Source organism: Dermabacter sp. p3-SID358, assembly GCF_025147465.1.
Classification (GTDB): Bacteria; Actinomycetota; Actinomycetes; order Actinomycetales; family Dermabacteraceae; genus Dermabacter.
On record NZ_JALXOZ010000001.1, the window covers coordinates 43,779 to 63,610 of the forward strand.

Below are 19,832 nucleotides of genomic sequence, written 5' to 3' on the forward strand. Positions count from 1 at the left end.
GCCCCGGTTATCCCCAGCGGATGGCCGGGGTATTTTCATGGTCGCTTCTTGTTTCTAGCGTGAGGCTATGAACACTGACACGGGGCGCGAGGGGCGGCATCGCGCGGACATCAACGGGAGCACGGGCACGCGCTCGTGGGATGAGATCGAGGAATGGTCCCGCGAGAGTTCCGGGGAACGCAGAGGGTTTCGATGGTCGGCGCTCAAGGAGCCTCGCGTGCTTCTTGGGGTCCTTACGGCCTGCGTGCTCGCCCTTGGCGGTGCTCACATGGCGACGTCGATGACACCCCGCGCCGACACGGTCGCGATTGAGGCGAACGGACAGGGGGCGACGGGCGTGCCTGACGCGCCGAGACCACCTCGTGACCCCGTGAGCGAAGGCCCCGCGGCGGCGAGCGCACCGGCGGCGGTTGGCAGCGAAGCTCCATCACAAGCGCAGTCCCAGGCCCCCCAAAAGATCGTCGTGCACGTCGTGGGAGCGGTAGAGAAACCGCGCGTAGTGGAACTGCCCGCCAATGCGCGAGTAGGAGAGGCCCTTCAAGAAGCGGGCGGTGCCACGGGAGAAGCGGACCTCAGCCGCCTCAACCTCGCGCGAGTGGTCAGTGATGGCGAGCAGGTGTACGTGCCGAAAGAAGGGGAGGAATTGCCGGCAGGTGCGCCAGCGGTAGCGCCACAAGAGGCTGCCGAGGCGGGCGAGAAGGCGGGTACCCATGCCAGCGAGGGCGGGACCATCAACATCAACACCGCCTCGGAAAGCGAACTCGACGAACTCCCAGGTGTCGGCCCCGCCATTGCTGCGCGGATCGTCGAACACCGCACCGCGAACGGTAGATTCACGAGTATCGAGCAGCTTCAGGACGTCAAAGGTATCGGCCCCGCAATTTTCGAGAAACTTCGTGAACGCATCACCGTGTGAAAGTTTCAGCGCGGTCATCGGTGGCTATGGAGAAAAGCCCGTACGTGGATTGAGCCTGATTCCGCATGCAGTAGCCCTCTGGCCCGCGACGATCGCCGGGGTAGCGTTCGGTCCCGTTGTCCTCCTCGCCGTGGTTCTCCCGGGTCTCATGCTGTTCATGGTTCGAGAAAGGCGCCTGCGAGCGCACGCGCTTCTTGCCGTCATTCTCGGTGCCGTTCTCGCAGGGCCAGTCGCGCACGTGCACGCCGCGGAGCTGAGCCTCGAGGAAGCCCTTCGCGAAAGGAATGTTGTGACGCAGATGCAGGTGGTTCTGCGCGAGCAACCGTCGGAACCCGCAAAAGCCAGAGCATGGGATACGGCCACCGCACGCGCCACCGCCAAACCAGCGGTGCCCACGATCAAGGTGGGGGTGGGCGAGAAGGATCTTCCCGGCGACGTGCTCGTTGTTCTCACGTGGAGCGGGAGTACGCGCGGCGAAAGCCCCATGGGGCTCGCTCGAGGTGAAGCTCTCGGCGTTCGCGGTCACGCTGAAAAGGACGGCTCAACACTGTTTCTTGAGATCACTGAGTGGGAGAGGTCGAAGACCACCAACCACGAGGGCGAAGGGGTGAGCGCGCAGTTTGGGCGCTTCCTCGAAGAGTGGCGCGAAGAGCGCAAAGAACTCGTGCGTGAAACTTCCTCATTCTTGCCGCCAAACGAAGCCGCACTTGTTCTCGGCATGACACTCGGAGACGTCACCGGACTCGAGAAAGGCACCAAGGATGCCATGGCCACTTCGGGTCTCACGCACCTCGTTGCCGCTTCAGGTGCGAACATCGCCCTCACCTACGCGTTTGTGACTCTTCCGCTGCTGGCCTTTGGCGTTCGGCGAAAGCACCGGGTGGTCGCGGGGGCGGCGGGAATCGCGATGTACGTGGCGGCGGTGGGTCCCGAACCAAGCCTCCTGCGCGCGGCGTTCATGGCCGCACCCCTCATGATCGGCCGATACTGTGGCTTTCGAACGCCGCCGGTGAACGCCCTCGCCCTCACCGTGCTCGCGTGGTGCATCTTTGACCCTTCACTCGTGGGGGAGGTGGGCTTCGTTCTCAGTGTCGGGGCGACGTTGGCGATTCTCACTCTCTCGGTTCCGCTTGCGAGGCTCATCCAGAAAATCAGTGGTGGGAGGGTCTCGCGGAATCTTGCGCTTGTCCTTTCGGTTCCGACGGTAGCCCAGGCCGCATGTACGCCCGTTCTCCTTTTGCTCGCCCCCGAAACGTCCGTGTGGGCGGTTCCGGCGAACATTGCCGCGGAAATCGTTGTTGCTCCCGCGACGGTGATTGGTTTTACTGGCATCCTTGTCGCCCATGTGTGGCCACCGCTCGGGCTGCCGTTCTTCGCCGTATCTGGCGCGGGCGCGCACGTGCTTGTGCTTATCGCGACGGTGAGTGCCGGCCTTCCCGGTGCCCACATCGCGCTTCCGGCAGGGGCGAGCGGTGCGCTCCTGGTGAGCGGGGTCCTCGTGCTCGTGGGCCTCACGCTGTGGCTCCGCAACCGTCGCGAGGTGCGTTTCGCGCTCGGCTTTGTCGCGGTGGTACTGCTCATAGCCGGTGGCGCACGGCTCGCGAGTCGCGACGTAGGGGAGTGGGACGTCGTCATGTGTGATGTGGGGCAGGGGGACGCCATGCTTGTGCGCGCGGGCAAGCAGACGGTGCTCATCGATACGGGTCCCGATCCCGAGTTGCTTGCGCGTTGTCTTGACCGCGCGCGGGTCGAATCAGTTGATCTGCTCGTGGTGACGCATCCTCACGCGGATCACGATGGCGGTCTGTCCGCGCTTACGGGGCGGTGGGTGCCGAAGGCTGCCTGGGTATGCCCGCTCGATACCTTCACGGGAGCGAAACTTCCATACACCGAGGTTGAGACGGTGCTCGCGCCCCGGGCGGAAACCGTCGGACCGCTCTCGTTCGAGGTCGTGTGGCCTCGTACGGCCGAAGAGGCACGTGTACTCGGCGCGAGCGAGGGTGGTGGAGAGGAATCCGCGCTCAACGACTGCTCGATCTCGATGCTCATCAAAGGGGCCGAATGGGATGCACTGACGCTAGGGGATCTAGAGCCCGACGCGCAAGAGCATCTAGCGAGATCTGGGTCCGTAGAGCCGGTTGACCTGGTCAAGGTTGCGCACCACGGCTCCCGCCGGCAGGCACCGGAGCTTTACGAGGCAGCTCGCGCCCCGCTTGCCGTCGTTGGCGTTGGCGAGAACACCTTCGGTCATCCCCACCCCAAGACGCTCGCGATGTTTGAGCGACAAGGGGCAGTGCTCAGGCGTACCGACGCGGAGGGGATGCTGGTGTTGACGAGAACGGACGCGGGCTGGACGGTGCGCACGAAGTGACGCTCAACAGGCCGATGTAGCATGGCCTGTGCTCATGCCTATGTAGCGGGATTCTGCTGCTGATCTTTGAAGGAGTTCTGCGTGTCTGACGCCGCGGCGAAGACCGTGACCGCCACTCTCCGTAAGCGCATTATTGCTGCCCAATACAAGGCCGGCACGCCGCTTCGCGAGGTTGCTCTCGCAAAGGAGTTCGAGGTGTCGCGCGTTCCTATCCGTGAGGCGTTGCGCATCCTTACTGCCGAAGGGTTCGTGGAGACGCGGGCAAACGTCGGATCTCGTGTGGCCCACCCGCCGTTTGACGACGCGCGCGAGTTGTTTGACCTTCGCATCACGCTCGAGACGTCCCTTGTGCGTGACGCTGCCGCACACTTCGCCGAGTTCTCTGCCCCTGGTGCCGCCCATGTGGAGCGCTCTCGGCGCCTGTGCGACGACATTGAAGAGGCGCTTGCGCAAGGCGATGAGGCATTTGCGAATCGTGATGGCGCGGGCATTGCCGAGGCGAATCTTCGCGTGCACCAGGGTCTCGCGGATCTCGCGATGCGCCCTGTGCTGAGCAATATCCTTCAGCAGATCGGAGGGCGCGTGGAGTGGCTCCACAGCGCTCATCACGGTTTCACGCTTACGCGAAATACCTCGGCGTGGGACCAGCACAAACAAATTTTTACTTTTGTGCGCTCAGGGGACGCGAGCAAAGCGGAGGCACTCATGGCGGAGCACCTCAAGGCCTCGCGCGATTCCTTTCTCGCAAGCCTCGAGAATCTCGCAGATGAGGATCGTTAAGCGGCCCCGGCACGCCGCTCACACGAATTGGCGCACGAGCGCCACGAGCGCGACGACGACGATCGTCGCACGCAGCACCGAGTTCGGCAGGCGTTTTGCGACGTGAGATCCCACGTATCCCCCGATCATGCCGCCTGCAGCGAGGATCGCGACACCCCACCACCACACGTGCGCGTCGAAGAAGAAAAACGCCGCGAGATATATAAGCGCAGCCGTCGCGTTGACATACAGCTGCATGAGGTTCTTCACGGGGTTCACGGCCTTCATACTGCGTGACGTTGTGATGCCGAGGATCCCCATGTAGAGCACACCCTGGGCGGCGGTGAAGTACCCACCGTAAATTGCTGCGGCGCCCATGGGTGCCACGAGCCACGGGCTTTTGTAGACCTCTCCCACGGGACCGGCCTGTTCTCGGGGCTCGGCTTCACGGCGCTTGTTGAGCCATGTCGTGAGGTGGGGCTGGCCTATCACGAGGATAAGCGCGACGATGATGAGGATCGGCACGACGACGTCGAGCGCGCTCGAGGGGGAGAGGAGCAGAAGGATCGAGCCGGCGCTCGCACACAGAATCGTTGTGATCGAGAGCGGGCCGAGGTGCGTCTTTTCTGCGGCGATTTCTTTGCGGAAGCCGAGCACGGAGGCAATCGTCGCGAACGACATGCCAATCGTATTGGTGCGCACGGCGACGCCGGGCGGAACACCGAGGGCAAGCAGCACCGGGAGCGCGAGGAGCGATCCGGATCCCACTGCGGCGTTGACGATGCCCGCGAGTATGCCCATGACGAACAGCAGCAACAGGCTTAGGATCTCCACGCGCTCGACCTCCAGTTCTTTGTATACATCGTAACGATACGCGTTACGCTAACCGGCCTGTGGCGCGTAGGCGCATGGCGTTCGCCATGTGGTCGGTAGACTCTCCCCATGGCCGAAGTCCAGTGGCACAGTATCGAACCCGCGCCCGTTGTGCTCATCGCGGGCAAGGAGGCTCTGCTCGCGCAGCGTGCGCTCGAACGCATCGTTGACCTCAGTCGCGAACGCCACGCGAATCTGGAGATTCACCGCTTTACTTCGACCGAGCTCACGAAGAGCGATCTGCTCCAGTACACGGCGCCCTCGCTCTTCGGCGAGCCGCGGCTCGTGATTATCGATGAGGTCACACGAGGATCAGAGCCGCTTATCAACGCCCTCATGGAGTACGTGAAGAGCCCCGAGCAGGACGTCACGCTCGTGCTCATCGATCGAGGAGATCAGCGCGCGAAGAAGCTTCTGGATACCGTGAAACAATCCGGTGCGCCGTGGATAAATGCTGCAGAGATCAAGACTCAAAAAGCGAAAATGACGTTCGCGATGAGCGAGTTCTCTCGCGCGCGCCGCCGCGTCAATTCCGATGCCGTCAAAGCACTCGTCGATGCGTTTGGAACCGATCTCATGGAGCTCGCAGCCGTGAGCACTCAGCTCATGCGCGATACCGAACCGGAGCCGGGGGAGCAAGCGGGACCCATCACACTCCGCCACGTGGAGGCTCTCACGGCCGGGCGCGCGGAAACCACCGGGTTTGCGATTGCCGACGCCTGCCTCGCCGGCAAGGAGCGCGAAGCTCTTGTGCTTCTTCGCCAAGCAGAACTTTCGGGTTTACCTCCCGTGGCGATTGTGGCGACGATAGTGCGCAAAGCACGCCAGATCGCGCAGGCGGCGATTCCAGGCGCGACGGCGAAAAGCGCGGGCATGCAGGACTGGATGTTCCGGAACAATGCGCAGCTCGCCCGCCACTACACGGAGCGTGCGCTCGCTTCAGTGTTCGAGTCTCTCGCGAGGGCTGATGCTGCCGTCAAGGGAAACGACCGAGACCCGGTGTGGGCGCTCCAACGCCTCATCGTGGAGATCTCACGTGCAAGGAGGGGACGAGCATGAACCGCTTCGATTGGCGCACAGCACTCTGGGTCATCGGAGGAGCACTTCTCACCATCCTCATGGTGCTGCTTCTCGCAAAGGATCTCGTTGCTCAAGTGCACGCGATCTTCGGCTGATTGAGGCCGCAGTCGCGCCGCCTCTGGAACTCAAGGTCCTGGTGTTGCCTTTTTTCTCATGGCTGACCGTCACACAGGCACAAGCACGGCTAAGGGCTTGTCTTACGCTGCCCCGTTTAAAGCGCCTGGCAACCGTCGGACCGCTTGAGCTTAATAAAGGGCAACGAAAAAGGCCCCGCCGAAGCGGGGCCTTCAGTCTCGCTAGAGCGCGAGAGTTACGCTCACTTATCGAGAGTCGCCACAAGCTTCGCGAGACCCGACTTGCGGTTCGCGGCCTGGTTCTTGTGGATAACGCCCTTCGACACAGCCTTGTCGAGCTTGCGCGAGGCCTCACGAAGAGCCTTGGCCGATGCATCAGCATCGCCAGCGGCAACCGCCGTGCGAACCTTACGCACGTAGGTCTTGAGCTCGCTGCGGTACGCCTTGTTGCGCTCCTGAGCCTTCGCGTTGGTCTTGATGCGCTTGATCTGGGACTTGATGTTTGCCACGAGGTGCCTTTTCTAGATGTTGAGGTGAAACGTCGCTCATGAGAGGTGCTCGCGCTCGACGGGGACGGGCGGTGGGGTATCGCCTGGAGACGTCAAACGTTCGCATCACGAACGGAAAAACTCACGCCGGCGCATGCAGCACCACGCCCCAGAGACACGAAAGGGGTGAAAGTGCGCCGCACGCAGCGCAGTATGTTCACACATACAGCGGACAACTCTACCAGCGGCCGCAGCGAAAGCCTAGAGCCTCAGCTCACCAACCGTGTTCGTCGCGTGTGGCATTAGCCACCCGATCGAAACGTGCCTTGTCAAGCTTTCCTCCCTCGCGGCGCACCTTCGTGGCCTCGAGCCTGATGAGTCGATCGACTCGTACCTCTGAGGGACGCTGCTTGGAGTCCCACGAACCGGTGCCGATATCCACCCAGCGACTGCCGTGTTCATCGGTGTGATCACCCTTGCCGCGGTCGCGCGAGGTGAGCATGAGTGCCACAATCACACCGTCGCCCTCCTCGGCGAGCACGAGCACGGGGCGGTCTTTCCCCTTCGAATGGTCCTCCTCGAAAGGCACCCACGCCCACACGATTTCGCCCGGATCGGGGTTCCCGTCTGCCGCGGGCGCATACGTGATGTTGAGGGGAGCGTTGCTCGCGCGGTCGGGCAGGGCTGAGTGCACTTCGTCTGCGGCTGCATCGTGAGAGTGTGGTCCGACGCTTGCCGGGCGACCGTCGGACCCTTTCTTTTTCTTGTCGAACGCGCGCATACCTTCTCGGGCGAGGCGGCCCGCGGCTCGCTGCACCTGACGGTTTCGGGCAAGAGAGCCCGCAATGGATTTGAGTGAGGAGAGAACGCTCATGGTGTGACCGTATCAACCCGGGCATGAGCGAGGGGGAACGGGCCAAAATCGAGTGTGCATGGGAGAATAGGAAGCATCTGTGCCCGTCGAAAGGATTCCCGTTGACTAGCGACCCCGCGAACATGCGCGAGATCGAGCCAGCCGCGACCTCCATGGAGAGGATCCGCAACTTCTGCATCATCGCGCACATCGATCACGGAAAATCGACCCTGGCCGATAGGATGCTGCAGCTCACCGGCGTGGTCGATGAACGTGCGATGCGGGCCCAGTACCTCGACCGCATGGATATCGAACGCGAGCGCGGCATTACGGTGAAAAGTCAGGCTGTGCGCATGCCGTGGGTTGTGGATGGCGAGGCGTATGCGCTCAACATGATCGATACGCCGGGTCACGTGGACTTCACCTACGAAGTTTCGCGCTCGCTCGCGGCGTGTGAGGGCGCGATCCTCCTCGTGGATGCAGCGCAGGGCATCGAGGCGCAGACCCTCGCAAACCTGTACCTCGCGCTCGACAACGACCTCGAGATCATCCCGGTGCTCAACAAGATCGATTTGCCTGCTGCCGACCCCGAAAAATATGCGGCGGAGATCGCGCAGCTCGTGGGGTGCGAGCCGGAAGATGTGCTCAAGGTTTCGGGCAAGACCGGCGAGGGTGTCGAGGCGCTCCTCGACCACGTTGTGCGCACGATCCCGAAGCCCAACGGGACGATCGATGCGCCTTCGCGCGCGATGATTTTCGATTCCGTGTACGACACGTACCGCGGTGTTGTGACGTACGTGCGTGTCGTCGATGGGCAGCTCGACCCGCGCGAAAAGATCCAGATGATGTCGACGGGCGCGACGCACGAACTCCTCGAGATCGGTGTGATCTCGCCCGAACCGAAGCCCACGAAGGGCCTTGGCCCCGGCGAGGTCGGCTACCTCATTACAGGCGTGAAGGACGTGCGCCAGTCGAAGGTCGGCGATACGGTGACCGCCGCGCTCCGCGGTGCAGAAGAACCGCTTCCCGGCTATTCAGAACCGAAACCCATGGTGTTCTCGGGTCTCTTCCCGATCGACGGTTCTGACTATCCGGCGCTGCGCGACGCGCTCGACAAGCTCAAACTCAACGACGCTGCGCTCAATTACGAGCCCGAAACCTCGACCGCTCTGGGCTTCGGCTTTCGCGTGGGCTTCCTTGGCCTGCTCCACCTCGAGATCGTGCGAGAAAGACTCGAGCGAGAGTTCAACCTCGATCTCATTTCGACCGCGCCGAGCGTCATCTACCACGTGACGATGGAGGATGGCACCGAGGTCGAGGTACTGAACCCCTCGGATTTCCCCGAGGGCAAGGTCCACGAGATCCGCGAACCCGTTGCGAAATCCACGATCCTCGTGCCGAAGGAATTCGTGGGCACCGTCATGGAACTGTGCCAGTCCAAGCGCGGCACGATGAAGGGCATGGACTACCTGAGCGAAGATCGCGTTGAGCTTCGCTACATCCTTCCCCTTGCCGAGATCGTGTTCGACTTCTTTGATCAGCTCAAGAGCCGCACGAAGGGGTACGCTTCACTCGACTACGACGTGCAGGGCGAGGAAGCGGCCGATCTGGTCAAGGTCGACATGCTTCTTCAGGGCGAGACCGTGGACGCGTTCAGCGCAATTGTGCACCGCGACAAGGCCTACCACTACGGGGTCGAGATGGCGGGCAAACTCAAGAACCTCATTCCGCGTCAGCAGTTCGAGGTGCCCATCCAGGCGGCGATCGGCTCGCGCATCATTGCGCGCGAGAACATCCGCGCGATCCGCAAGGACGTGCTCTCCAAGTGCTACGGCGGCGACATTTCCCGTAAGCGCAAGCTGCTCGAGAAGCAGAAAGAAGGCAAGAAGCGCATGAAGTCGATCGGTTCGGTCGACGTGCCGCAGGAAGCCTTCATCGCGGCGTTGCGCTCGGACGGCGGCTCGTCCGACGGCAAGAACAAGTAAGGGCGGCGAATATGAACGTCGAACCGCTTTCGGTCACGATCACTCAGGGGCCCGCGCGCGTGACTTCGACGTGCACGGTGGAATCACTGTTCCACGTCGAGGAAACGGGCATCCGCTCGGGAATCGGCAAGATTCCGCGCAAAGAAGGCATCAAGCTCCTCACGCACGGCGTGCTCGGCGACGTGCAGGGCGATACCGAACACCACGGCGGACTCTTCAAAGCGGTGTACGCGTTCGCGCGCGAAACCCGCGAGGAAATTGCGCGCAGGGAGGGCTTTAGCAGCCTGCCCGACGGCGCCTTCGGCGAAAATCTGGTCACGGAGGGCATCGATACCGACGAGGTCGTCATTGGCTCGCGCTGGCGGATCGGCGGAGCCGAGCTTGAGGCGAGCGTGCCGCGACAACCCTGCAAAACCTTCGCCGTGTGGATGGGGCGCTTCGCCGAGCGGGCAGGTCTTGAACCCCGAGGGCCGTGGGGCCGCCGCTTCAATGCCTACGGAAAGTCGGGCGCCTACTTCCGCGTTGTGCACGAGGGCGTTGTGCGCCCGGGTGACGAGATCGAGGTGCTGTCGGTTCCCGAGCACGGCGTGAGCATCGGCGAGATTTTCCGCGGTCTCTCGAGCGAGATCGATCCTCAGAGCGCGAAGGCCCTTCTGAGCTGGGCCCGGCAAACCGAAACTCCCGTGTACACCTCGATGGCGAGGGGATGTCTCGCGGCGCTTGAAAGCGCCGGTACAGCATTCGAATTCCCCGCTTCGCTCATCACCGATGGCCGCGGGAATTAACGCTCGTCGCCGAGGACTCTCGGTCTACATTCACGTGCCGTTTTGCGCGGTACTTTGCGGGTACTGCGACTTCAACACCTACACCGCGAAGGAACTTGGTGGGGGAGGATCGCAAGCCGAATATCCCGCCAACGCGATGCGCGAAATGGAGCTTACGCTTGCGGACGATCAAGCGTCGGGCTTTTCCTACGACCAGATCGACACTGTGTTCTTTGGCGGCGGGACCCCCACGCTCCTGCCCGCCGATGACCAGGCGCGCATGCTTGCGCACCTTGGCACTCTCCTACCTCTTGCTGATGGCGCAGAAGTGACGACCGAAGCGAACCCCGATTCGGTCACGCGCGATTCGCTCATGCGCCTCGCCGATGCAGGATTCACGCGCGTGAGTTTCGGCATGCAATCGGCGGTGCCGCGCGTGCTTGCGACGCTCGATCGCACGCACGACCCTGAATCCGTTCCTCGGGCAGTTCAGTGGGCGCGCGAGGCCGGTCTCCAGGTGAGCCTCGACATGATCTACGGAACGCCGGGGGAGAGCCTCGCGGACGTCCAGGCCACGATCGACGCGATCATCGCGATGGAACCAGATCACGTGAGCGCCTACTCGCTCATCATCGAAGGCAACACAAAAATGGCCCGCAAGTTGCGCCGCGGCGAACTGACCGAACCCGATCCGGACTTCATGGCCGATGCCTACGAGCTCATTTCCTCGCGTGCCGGCGATGCAGGTTTCGAGTGGTACGAAGTCTCGAACTTTGCGCGTGGCAAGGAGTATCAATGCCGCCACAACCTCGCCTATTGGCGCGGTCGCGACTGGTGGGGGATCGGGCCGGGTGCCCACCGTCACCGAGAGGGCTATCGCTCGTGGAACCTCAAGCATCCCTCGCGCTACGCAGCGGCTCTTGCACAGGATCGACTTCCCGTGGATGACTTCGAACAGGTCTCAGATGCGGAGCGCGCGCTCGAGCGGCTCATGCTCGAGATGCGCATTCGCGAGGGATTCCCCGCGGAAAGCAACACGCTCACCTCAACTAAGGAGGCGCGCGAAGTGCTCGAGCGACACGTGGGCGCGGGGCGCTTGGATGCAGACGCGTGGGATAGCGGGATCGTGCGGCTTTCCGACGCCGGCCGGCTTCTCGCCGATGCCATTACTCGCGACGTGGCAGCTCTTTAGTTCGCGGTTGACGTGGGCGTGGCAGCCGTCGGATTTGCTCCCGAGCTCAAACCCCCACAACCCCTATGCAATTCATTGAGGGGCGGTGACGAAGTCGATGAGCTCCTCTATGCGTCCGCTGAGCGTCGGCTCGACGTCGGCGTACGAGCGCACGCGAGAGAGGATCTTCTGCCAGCCCTCGGCGATATCGGCTTGGGACTCGGCGGGGAGGCCGAGCGCCTTAAGTGATCCCACCTTGATATCGGTGCCTTTCGGAATATGCGGCCACTTCTCGAGACCCACGCGTGCGGGTTTCACGGCTTGCCACACATCCACGTACGGGTGGCCGAGAATGAGCACGTTGCCCGCAACGCCCTTCTCCCGCATGACGGCCTCGGCGATCCGCGTCTCTTTCGATCCGGGAACGAGGTGGTCCACGAGGATTCCAAGCCTGCGGCCCGGCCCGGGGTTGAAGGCCCGCACGCGCTCGAGGAGATTATCGGCGCCATCGAGCATCTCGACGGCGACCCCCTCGATGCGTAGGTCATGCCCCCACACCTTCTCCACGAGCTCCGCATCGTGCTTGCCTTCGACCCAAATCCTCGAACCGCGCGCCACGCGAGCGCGCGCCCCTTCAACGTAGGTCGAGCCCGAGGCGCTGCGCTTTGGTGCCGACGGTTGCCTGGTAGCCGTCGGACCGCCCTTCGTGGGGGGAACCAAGCGGACGGGCTTCCCATCGATCAAGAAGCCCGGGCCGAGGCGGAAGGTGCGCAGGCGACCGTTCCGATCTTCGAGTTCAACGACGTGGAGGCCGCCGGACTTTTCGATGCGCGTGATCGCGCCGACCCAGCCGGTCTGCACGTCCTCGACGACGAGGCCGCGCTCGGCAGGGACATCCCTGCTCGCGGGGCGTTTCGCGTGAAAGGAGTCTCCCGTCCCGGAGAGGACGTCGTGGCCGTAGCGATCGATATTCACGGCGCTCCACGCTACCAGGGGCGTGTTCGCTCACAGGGAATCGCCACACCGTGCGAGGGGCGCCTACTCCGCGTAGTATTGGCACTCGAAGCCCGTGACTGCTAAATCGCGAAAGGATGAGACACATGGATGAGCGCAAGCTCAGCATCCTCGGCGCGATCGTGGAAGATTACGTGGCCACCCGCGAACCCGTGGGTTCGAAGTCGCTGCTCGAACGCCACGAGCTCGGTGTGAGTGCCGCGACCGTACGCAACGATATGTCGGTGCTCGAAGAAGAGGGGCTCATTATGCAGCCCCATACCTCTGCGGGGCGCATCCCCACCGATAAGGGCTATCGCGTGTTTGTCGATTACGTTGCGCAGGTGAAGCCGCTTTCGGCTCCCGAGCGGCGCGCGATTCACACGTTCTTCGACGGTGCTCACGACCTCGACGATCTTCTCTCCCGCACGGTGCGGTTACTTTCACGGCTCACAAACCAGGTCGCGGTTGTCCAATACCCCGCGCTGCGCCAGGCGCACGTGCGCCACGTCGAGCTCGTGAAAACCTCCGAAACACTCCTTCTCGTGGTGCTCATTACCGACGCGGGTCGAGTGGACCAGCAGACCATCTCTCTCCAGCACCCGCAGGATGCCGTGTTTTACGAGAGGCTTCGCGAACGCATCAACCGAGTGTGCGCCTCGAGGCCCGTGACCTCCGTTGGCGCGGATCTCGACGCGCTCCTCGAGGAGGAATCTGAACCGACCCGCGCCGCCGCCACCGAAGTTCTCGAGGCACTGGGGGAATTGCTCGCCTCGCGCCGCGAGGACCGTATGATCGTTGGCGGTGTTTCGAACCTTGCCCGCGGCGAGCAGTTCTCCCGCGAGGTGGGGCCCATGCTCGACCTTCTCGAGGAGCAGCTCGTGCTCTTGCGCCTTCTTGGCGAAATGCACTCGAACTTCGGCGAGGTCGATGTGCTGATCGGCGAAGAGCTCAGCACGCTCTCGGGTGATGCCCTGCAGCGCGCGGCCCTCGTGGGAAGCGCCTACACGGAAGCGGCGGGGGGAAGTTCTTCCTCGTCGCGCGTCGCGATCCTCGGTCCGTCGAGCATGGACTACGTGACTTCCATTTCTTCCGTGCGCGCCGTCGCCCGGTACATTTCCCGTTTTATCGGTTAGCAACTAAACTCAACTCTCAAGGAACCACACTTCGTGAACGACGATTTTTACGAGATCCTCGGCGTTTCTAAGGACGCTAGCGCGGACGAGATCAAGAAGGCCTACCGCAAGAAGGCCCGCAAACTTCACCCCGATGTGAACCCCGATCCCTCTGCGGCTGATCAAATGAAGAAGGTCTCGCAGGCATACGAGACGCTCTCCAACCCAGAAAAGCGCAGGATGTACGACATGGGTGGGCAGAGCCCGTTCGGCGGCGCTGGTTTCGGCGGCTTCGGTGGGGGAGCGACGTTCGACTTCACCGACTTGTTCGATGCGTTCGCGGGTGCTTCCGGCATGGGCGGGCGCGGGCGTGGCCCGATCCCGCGCGAGCGGCGCGGAAACGACATCCTCCGACGCATGACTCTCGAGCTCGACGACGTGGTGTTCGGCTCCGAGAAGGAGATCACGTTCCCGACGGCTGTCACGTGCGAACGCTGCCACGGCAACTGCTGCGAGCCGGGCACGGGAACGAAGAAGTGCTCGGTGTGTAGCGGGAGCGGCCACGTGCAACGCACCGTGAACTCGCTCCTTGGGCAGATGGTGCAACTCGCGCCCTGCTCGGCATGCCAGGGGCACGGCACGACGATCGAAAACCCCTGCGCCGAATGCCAGGGCCACGGCCGTGTGCAGGAAGAGCGCACGATCACGCTTCGCGTGCCCGCAGGTATCGATACCGGCCGCCGCATTCAGCTTCGTGGCGAAGGCGAAGCGGGCGAGGCCGGCGGCCCCGCCGGCGATCTGTTCGTCGAGGTTCGCGTCAAAGAGCATGAAATCTTCCACCGCGAGGGCAACGATCTGCTCGCGCGCCTCACGATCTCGATGGTCGCCGCGGCGCTCGGCACGAAGGCCACGCTCACGACCTTTGACGGTGAGCGCGAGGTCGAAATCAAGCCGGGCACTCAGCCGGGCGATGTGATTCGCATGCGGAACCTCGGTGTGACCTCGCTTCGCGGCGATTCGCGTGGCGACATCCTCATCGAAGTGGGCGTCGAGATCCCGAAGAAGCTTTCCGGTTCTGAGCGGGACCTCCTCGCACAGTTTGGCGAGATGCGCGGCGAACCGGATCTGCGCGAAGGTGCGAAGAACGCCCAGCACAGCGACGGCGGAGTTTTCGCTAAGATCCGCGAAAAGTTCCGCGACCTGTGAGCCTGAAAAACTTCCTTCTCTTTGAGGGCACCCTTGCAGGAGCCAGCGCCGGGGCAGAGTTTTCGATTGGCGGGGACGAGGGCCACCACGGTGCGCGCGTCATGCGCCTACGTGCGGGCGAGCGAATCCTCGTCACCGACGCATGCGGGCACCAGGCAGAGGCCTCGGTCGTGAGCGTGTCGAAATCGGGCTTTGACATCGAACTCAGTGAAGCGCCGCGGCACGAAGAAGAACCCGCGACTCAGCTCGTCCTCGTCCAGGCCCTCGCGAAGGGTGGCCGAGACGAGTCAGCCATCGAAATGGCAACTGAGCTCGGCGCGGACCGCCTCGTTCCGTGGCAAGCGGAGAGAAGCGTTGTGCAGTGGAAGGGGGCGAAGGAGAACAAGGGCCTCGAAAAGTGGCGGGCACGCATCAACGCGGCGGTGAAACAATCGCGCCGCGCTCGAATCCCCGAACTTGAGAGGGCCGTGACGAGTGCGGAGCTTGCCTTACTTATTGAGAGCGCGGTCTCCTCAGGTGCGAGAGTGCTCGTCCTGCACGAGAATGCGCATGAAAGACTCGGTCCCATCGTTCGTGACCTTGCCACGAGGGCCGAACAAGCCGCTGAAACGCCGAAGGACGTGTGGATCATCGTGGGGCCGGAAGGTGGAATAACCGGCGAGGAGATTGCTCAGTTCACCGATTCCGGCGCAATCCCTCTCGTGCTCGGCAAGGAGATCCTTCGCGCCTCGAGTGCGGGGCCCGCGGCCCTTGCTGCGTTGTGCGCAGCACTCGGCCGATGGCAGTAGGGGCGAGCATTGACTCCTGTGGCAGCACGTTCATGCTGGCAAGCGTCGGACCCGCACACGTGCACCCCGGCCGACCACTAGACTGGTGGAGCCAGAGGGCTAATGCACCCGAGCCGCCCTTCACGCCCCGTTCACACGTCAAGGCGGCACCACCGAGGAGGAGCCGATGACCACCACCGACCCGAACTGTATTTTCTGCAAGATCGTTGCCGGAGAGATCCCGTCGACCAAGGTCTACGAAGATGCCGACGTCGTGTGCTTCAAGGACCTCGAGCCCAAAGCGCCCGTGCACGTGCTTGCCGTCCCGAAAGAACACTACGAGAACATCGTGGAACTTTCCGCCAATAAGGACATGCTCGCCGCGGTCGTGAAGGCCGCGGGTGCCGTGGCGAAAGAGCAGGCCAAAGGCGAATTTCGCTTCATTTTCAACACCGGTGAAAGCGCGGGCCAAAGCGTTTTCCACGTGCACGGACACATTCTCGCCGGCACGCCCCAGTCAGAAGGAGAGCTCTTCTAACCGTGCAGGAGACCACCGAAATCCTCGAGCGCTACGTCGCGATTCCCGACCATTTGCGCCCCGTTGCCGTCCTCGGCGCGAACGATCAAGCTCTGAATGTCATCGAAAAGATCATGCCGGACATCGACGTGTCGATGCGCGGGCACCAGATCACGCTGCGGGGGCCCGAAGGCTCGCTCGGCCGTGCTGCCGCGATCATGAACTCCCTCATCGAAATCGCCGCGAGTGGCGAAACCGTGACGGGGGAGGCGGTGCACCGCGCCGCGGAACTTTATGGCGATGATCGGCGCCGCGACCAGCACGTATCGCAGATTCTCAGTCAGGCTGTGCTTTCCACGCGCGGCCGCACGATTCGCCCGAAGACGGTCGGGCAAAAAGAGTACGTGGACGCGATCGACGAGAACACGATCGTCTTTGGCATCGGGCCCGCAGGCACCGGCAAAACCTATCTCGCGGTGGCCAAAGCGGTCAGGGCCCTGCTCAATAAGCAGATCAACCGGATCATCCTCACTCGCCCCGCGGTCGAAGCGGGAGAGCGGCTTGGTTTTCTCCCCGGCACGCTCAACGAAAAGATCGATCCGTACCTTCGCCCGCTCTACGACGCTCTTCACGACATGCTCGATCCCGAGTCGATCCCGCGTCTCATGGGGGCAGGGACAATCGAGGTTGCCCCTCTTGCGTACATGCGCGGTCGCACTCTCAACGATGCCTTCATCATTCTCGACGAGGCACAAAACACGACAGCCGAGCAAATGAAAATGTTCCTCACGCGTCTCGGTTTCAACTCGACGATGGTCATTACCGGTGATGCAACTCAGGTCGACCTTCCAGGCGGAACAAAGAGTGGGCTCAAGGTTGTCGAGCGAATCCTCGGTAACGTCGACGACATCGCTTTTTGCCACTTGAGTTCGAAGGATGTCGTGCGTCACCGCCTCGTGAGCGACATCGTTGACGCCTATTCGCGGTGGGATCTCGCCGAATTCTCTCCCAAAAAGAAGGGTGCGCGATGAGCATCGACGTCAATAACGAAACGACCGCGAAGATCGATGCGCGCGAATTCGTGGATCTCGCGCGCTACGTTTTCGATGCGATGTTCCTGCATCCCGCCACAGAGCTGTCTATCACCTTTGTCGACGAAGCGGCCATGAGTGACCTTCACAAGGAATGGATGGATCTTGAGGGCCCCACCGACGTCATGAGTTTCCCCATGGATGAACTCCGCGAGGGTCGTGAGGGCGAACTCGCTCCCGAGGGGCTCCTTGGCGACATCGTCATGTGCCCCATCGTTGCTGCGCAACAGGCGCGTATCGCTGGACATAGCGCTGAGGAAGAGATGCTCCTCCTTCTCACGCACGGCATCCTTCACCTCCTCGGCTATGATCACGTCGAGCCTGAAGAGGAGCGCGTGATGTTCACCCTTCAGCGAAAGCTGCTTCTCACCTTCCTCGCGAACCGCGGTTCGCACGTGGGTATTTCCGACACCGGAGGGTCCCGCGCTTGAACACCATCGCTGTTCTCGTTCCCCTCGCGATTGTCGCGATCGTCCTCGCGGTGTGTTTTTCGGCAGCGGATGCTGCCCTCAGCACGCTTTCGCGCCACAGTATCGAGCGCTACTTTGAGGATGACGACAACAAACGCGAGCGCATCCTCACGATGCACGACGACACGCACACGACGTTCGCGACGATTGCGCTCGGGCGCGTGCTCGCCGAAGCAACCTACGCCGTGATGATTACGGCATGCATGTTCGAGAGCCTCGAGGGCCTCTGGCTGCCACTGCTTCTCGCGATCATCGTGACGTTCCTCGTGTCCTTCATGGGCGCCTCGGTCTCACCTCGAACGCTGGGGCGCCGTGCCCCCGAGAAGACAATCTCGTTCCTTGCTCCCCTTGTGCGCTTCGCTCGCATCGTGCTTGCCGTGCCTTCCAAGGTTCTCATTCACATCTCGAATGCTTTCACCCCCGGAGGCAAGGTTGCGGGCGGCCCCTTCGCGACCGAAGAGGAACTGCGTCACTTCGTGGATCGCGCAAGCGAAACCGAAGCGCTCGAGGATGATGAGCGCAACATGATCAAGGGCGTGTTCGACCTCGACGATACGATGATTCGCGAGGTCATGGTGCCGCGAACCGACATGGTGACGATCGACGCGGACGCAACCGCGAATAAGGCCATGCGCCTGTTCGTGCGCTCGGGCTACAGTCGCATTCCCGTGATTGGCGAAGAGGGAGTCGACGACTTGAAGGGCATGCTCTACTTCAAGGACGTCATGCGGGCGATCCACTCGCCGTGGAATCCCGGTGGGGACAGGCCCGTTACCGAGATCATGCGTCCCGTGAAGTTTTACCCCGAATTCCTCACCGCGGACCGCGTGATGGAGGAAATGCGCACCTCACGCGTGCATGTTGGCATTCCCGTCGACGAGTACGGCGGCGTCGCCGGGATCGTCACGATCGAGGATATTCTCGAAGAGATCGTAGGAGAGATCGCCGACGAGCACGATCGGCGCGAGCAGGAAGCCGAAAAACTCTCCGAAGGCGAATATCGCGTATCTTCGCGCATGACGGTCGTTGAGGTTGGCGAACTCTTCGACCTTGAGATTGAAGACGAAGACGTCGACACGATCGGCGGCCTCCTCGCAAAGACCATCGGGCGAGTGCCGATTATCGGGGCCGAAGGCGACGCACACGGCATTCACATGGAAGCAGATCGCACGAGCGGGCGGCGCAAGCAGGTCTCGACGATTCTCGTGAGCCGCACACCGCGCACGGCCGAGAACGACACGGGCGAGAGCGACGACTAGGAGAGCAAGAGTGGTAAGTGTGCATCGAAGTGGCTTCGTCGCGCTTGTGGGTAGGCCGAACGTCGGCAAATCAACCCTCACGAACGCTATGGTGGGCGATAAGGTCGCCATCACGAGTTCGAAGCCGCAGACGACGAGGCGCGCGATCCGAGGGATTGTGAGCCGCGAAAACGAACAGATCATCATCGTCGATACCCCGGGTGTGCACCGCCCGCGGACCCTCCTCGGCAAGCGCCTCAACGACCTCGTTCGCGAGACTCTCGCCGAAGTCGACGTCGTGGGCTTTTGCTTGCCTGCGGACCAGAACATTGGGCCGGGCGACCGCTTTATTGCGGAGGATCTTCGACAATTGCGCGGCAACCGTCGGAGCCCCGCGATCGTGGCGATCGTGACGAAAGCTGATCTCGTGAGCCGCGACGAACTCGCCGCGCACCTCATGGAGGTCGAGCAGTTTGTTCAGGCCGAAGATATCGTGCCGATCTCCGCGCGCGAGGGAGAGCAGATCGACGTGCTCATGGACGTGATCGCGGCGCATCTTCCCGAGGGACCCGCGCTTTACCCCGACGATCAACTCACCGAGGAGAGCGTGAGTGATCGCATTGCCGAACTCGTGCGCGAGGCTGCCCTCGAGGGCGTACGGGATGAGCTGCCGCACTCGCTTGCCGTCGTGGTCGAAGAGATTGTTGAGGAGTCTCTCGACGGTGATCCGTTCGCGGAGGTCGCGCCGGGGGAGGGGCGGCTCGTCGTTCGGGTGTCGCTCTTCGTGGAGCGCGATTCGCAAAAAGGCATCGTCATCGGCAGGGGCGGCAAGCGACTCAAGCAGGTTGGTACGAGAGCGCGCCGCGGCATCCGCGACCTCATGGGGCGCCCCGTGCATCTCGATATCCGTGTGAAGGTCGCGAAGGACTGGCAGCGTGATCCGAAGCAGCTCGGCCGCCTGGGCTTTTAGCAATGTGGGTGGGTTCGTCTCACAGTTCGAAAGTCCGACGGTAGCCTCCCTCGGGTCTGAGGCCGCCGGTGTATGGTGACGGCCATGAACCGTCACGCTCGTACAGTCTCCGCGACCGAAGATCCCAGCAC

General features: G+C 62.7%; 19 protein-coding genes. 15 read left to right on the forward strand and 4 right to left on the reverse strand.

Annotated features, from left to right (window positions below):
- Positions 1–67: 67 nt before the first annotated feature.
- The 3 genes from M3B90_RS00225 to M3B90_RS00235 all read left to right on the forward strand — a co-directional run bounded on the left by M3B90_RS00225 (position 68) and on the right by M3B90_RS00235 (position 4,067).
- Positions 68–916, forward strand: coding sequence for a helix-hairpin-helix domain-containing protein (locus M3B90_RS00225; RefSeq protein ID WP_259888042.1), 849 nt, complete (start codon positions 68–70; stop codon positions 914–916).
- Positions 897–3,287 carry a ComEC/Rec2 family competence protein gene (locus tag M3B90_RS00230; protein WP_259888043.1) on the forward strand — a complete coding sequence of 797 codons (2,391 nt, stop codon included), beginning with the start codon at positions 897–899 and terminating at the stop codon, positions 3,285–3,287. Before M3B90_RS00225 ends, M3B90_RS00230 begins: the two co-directional genes overlap by 20 nt.
- An 81-nt stretch (positions 3,288–3,368) precedes the next feature.
- Positions 3,369–4,067, forward strand: coding sequence for a GntR family transcriptional regulator (locus tag M3B90_RS00235; RefSeq protein ID WP_259888044.1), 699 nt, complete (start codon positions 3,369–3,371; stop codon positions 4,065–4,067).
- A gap of 18 nt (positions 4,068–4,085) precedes the next feature.
- Here M3B90_RS00235 and M3B90_RS00240 read toward each other — a convergent pair whose 3' ends face one another.
- Complete coding sequence (locus tag M3B90_RS00240; RefSeq protein ID WP_259888045.1) at positions 4,086–4,880, reverse strand: sulfite exporter TauE/SafE family protein; 795 nt, start codon at positions 4,878–4,880, stop codon at positions 4,086–4,088.
- Positions 4,881–4,988: 108 nt separating this feature from the next.
- On the opposite strand from M3B90_RS00240, the gene holA reads away from it, so the two are divergent.
- Positions 4,989–5,978: a DNA polymerase III subunit delta gene (gene holA, locus M3B90_RS00245; protein ID WP_259888049.1), complete on the forward strand. Its 990-nt coding sequence runs from the start codon at positions 4,989–4,991 to the stop codon at positions 5,976–5,978.
- Between the two features lie 337 nt (positions 5,979–6,315).
- Here holA and rpsT read toward each other — a convergent pair whose 3' ends face one another.
- Entirely contained in the window at positions 6,316–6,582 is a 267-nt protein-coding gene (rpsT, locus tag M3B90_RS00250; protein ID WP_065247725.1) for a 30S ribosomal protein S20, read from the reverse strand.
- Positions 6,583–6,835: 253 nt separating this feature from the next.
- Complete coding sequence (locus M3B90_RS00255) at positions 6,836–7,435, reverse strand: type II toxin-antitoxin system PemK/MazF family toxin (RefSeq protein WP_259888051.1); 600 nt, start codon at positions 7,433–7,435, stop codon at positions 6,836–6,838.
- Between the two features lie 122 nt (positions 7,436–7,557).
- Between M3B90_RS00255 and lepA the strand changes: the two genes are divergently transcribed.
- The 3 genes from lepA to hemW are packed head-to-tail and all read left to right on the forward strand — an operon-like array spanning position 7,558 to position 11,355.
- Positions 7,558–9,399, forward strand: a complete 1,842-nt coding sequence (lepA, locus tag M3B90_RS00260; RefSeq protein ID WP_259888270.1) for a translation elongation factor 4 — start codon at positions 7,558–7,560, stop codon at positions 9,397–9,399.
- A gap of 11 nt (positions 9,400–9,410) precedes the next feature.
- Positions 9,411–10,184: an MOSC domain-containing protein gene (locus tag M3B90_RS00265; RefSeq protein WP_259888052.1), complete on the forward strand. Its 774-nt coding sequence runs from the start codon at positions 9,411–9,413 to the stop codon at positions 10,182–10,184.
- Positions 10,168–11,355, forward strand: a complete 1,188-nt coding sequence (gene hemW / locus M3B90_RS00270) for a radical SAM family heme chaperone HemW (RefSeq protein ID WP_259888054.1) — start codon at positions 10,168–10,170, stop codon at positions 11,353–11,355. The genes M3B90_RS00265 and hemW overlap by 17 nt, the downstream gene beginning before the upstream one ends.
- A 72-nt stretch (positions 11,356–11,427) precedes the next feature.
- Here the strand turns inward: hemW and M3B90_RS00275 are convergent, their stop codons facing one another.
- On the reverse strand, positions 11,428–12,309 hold the full coding sequence (locus M3B90_RS00275; RefSeq protein WP_259888056.1) for a DUF3097 domain-containing protein: 882 nt from the start codon (positions 12,307–12,309) through the stop codon (positions 11,428–11,430).
- 125 nt (positions 12,310–12,434) lie between these two features.
- On the opposite strand from M3B90_RS00275, the gene hrcA reads away from it, so the two are divergent.
- From hrcA to era, 8 genes are all read left to right on the forward strand, one after another.
- A complete protein-coding gene (gene hrcA / locus M3B90_RS00280) occupies positions 12,435–13,463 on the forward strand; it encodes a heat-inducible transcriptional repressor HrcA (RefSeq protein WP_259888058.1) in 1,029 nt (342 codons plus the stop codon).
- A gap of 33 nt (positions 13,464–13,496) precedes the next feature.
- The gene (dnaJ, locus tag M3B90_RS00285; protein ID WP_259888060.1) at positions 13,497–14,648 is read left to right on the forward strand and encodes a molecular chaperone DnaJ; all 1,152 of its coding nucleotides are present in this window, start codon (positions 13,497–13,499) and stop codon (positions 14,646–14,648) included.
- A complete protein-coding gene (locus tag M3B90_RS00290; RefSeq protein WP_259888061.1) occupies positions 14,645–15,436 on the forward strand; it encodes a 16S rRNA (uracil(1498)-N(3))-methyltransferase in 792 nt (263 codons plus the stop codon). The genes dnaJ and M3B90_RS00290 overlap by 4 nt, the downstream gene beginning before the upstream one ends.
- Positions 15,437–15,602: 166 nt before the next feature.
- Positions 15,603–15,953 carry an HIT domain-containing protein gene (locus tag M3B90_RS00295; RefSeq protein ID WP_259888062.1) on the forward strand — a complete coding sequence of 117 codons (351 nt, stop codon included), beginning with the start codon at positions 15,603–15,605 and terminating at the stop codon, positions 15,951–15,953.
- Positions 15,954–15,955: 2 nt separating this feature from the next.
- A complete protein-coding gene (locus M3B90_RS00300) occupies positions 15,956–16,963 on the forward strand; it encodes a PhoH family protein (protein WP_259888063.1) in 1,008 nt (335 codons plus the stop codon).
- Positions 16,960–17,454, forward strand: a complete 495-nt coding sequence (gene ybeY, locus M3B90_RS00305) for an rRNA maturation RNase YbeY (protein ID WP_259888064.1) — start codon at positions 16,960–16,962, stop codon at positions 17,452–17,454. The genes M3B90_RS00300 and ybeY overlap by 4 nt, the downstream gene beginning before the upstream one ends.
- The gene (locus tag M3B90_RS00310) at positions 17,451–18,752 is read left to right on the forward strand and encodes a hemolysin family protein (protein ID WP_259888065.1); all 1,302 of its coding nucleotides are present in this window, start codon (positions 17,451–17,453) and stop codon (positions 18,750–18,752) included. Before ybeY ends, M3B90_RS00310 begins: the two co-directional genes overlap by 4 nt.
- A gap of 10 nt (positions 18,753–18,762) precedes the next feature.
- A complete protein-coding gene (gene era / locus M3B90_RS00315) occupies positions 18,763–19,701 on the forward strand; it encodes a GTPase Era (RefSeq protein ID WP_259888066.1) in 939 nt (312 codons plus the stop codon).
- Positions 19,702–19,832 lie beyond the last annotated feature (131 nt).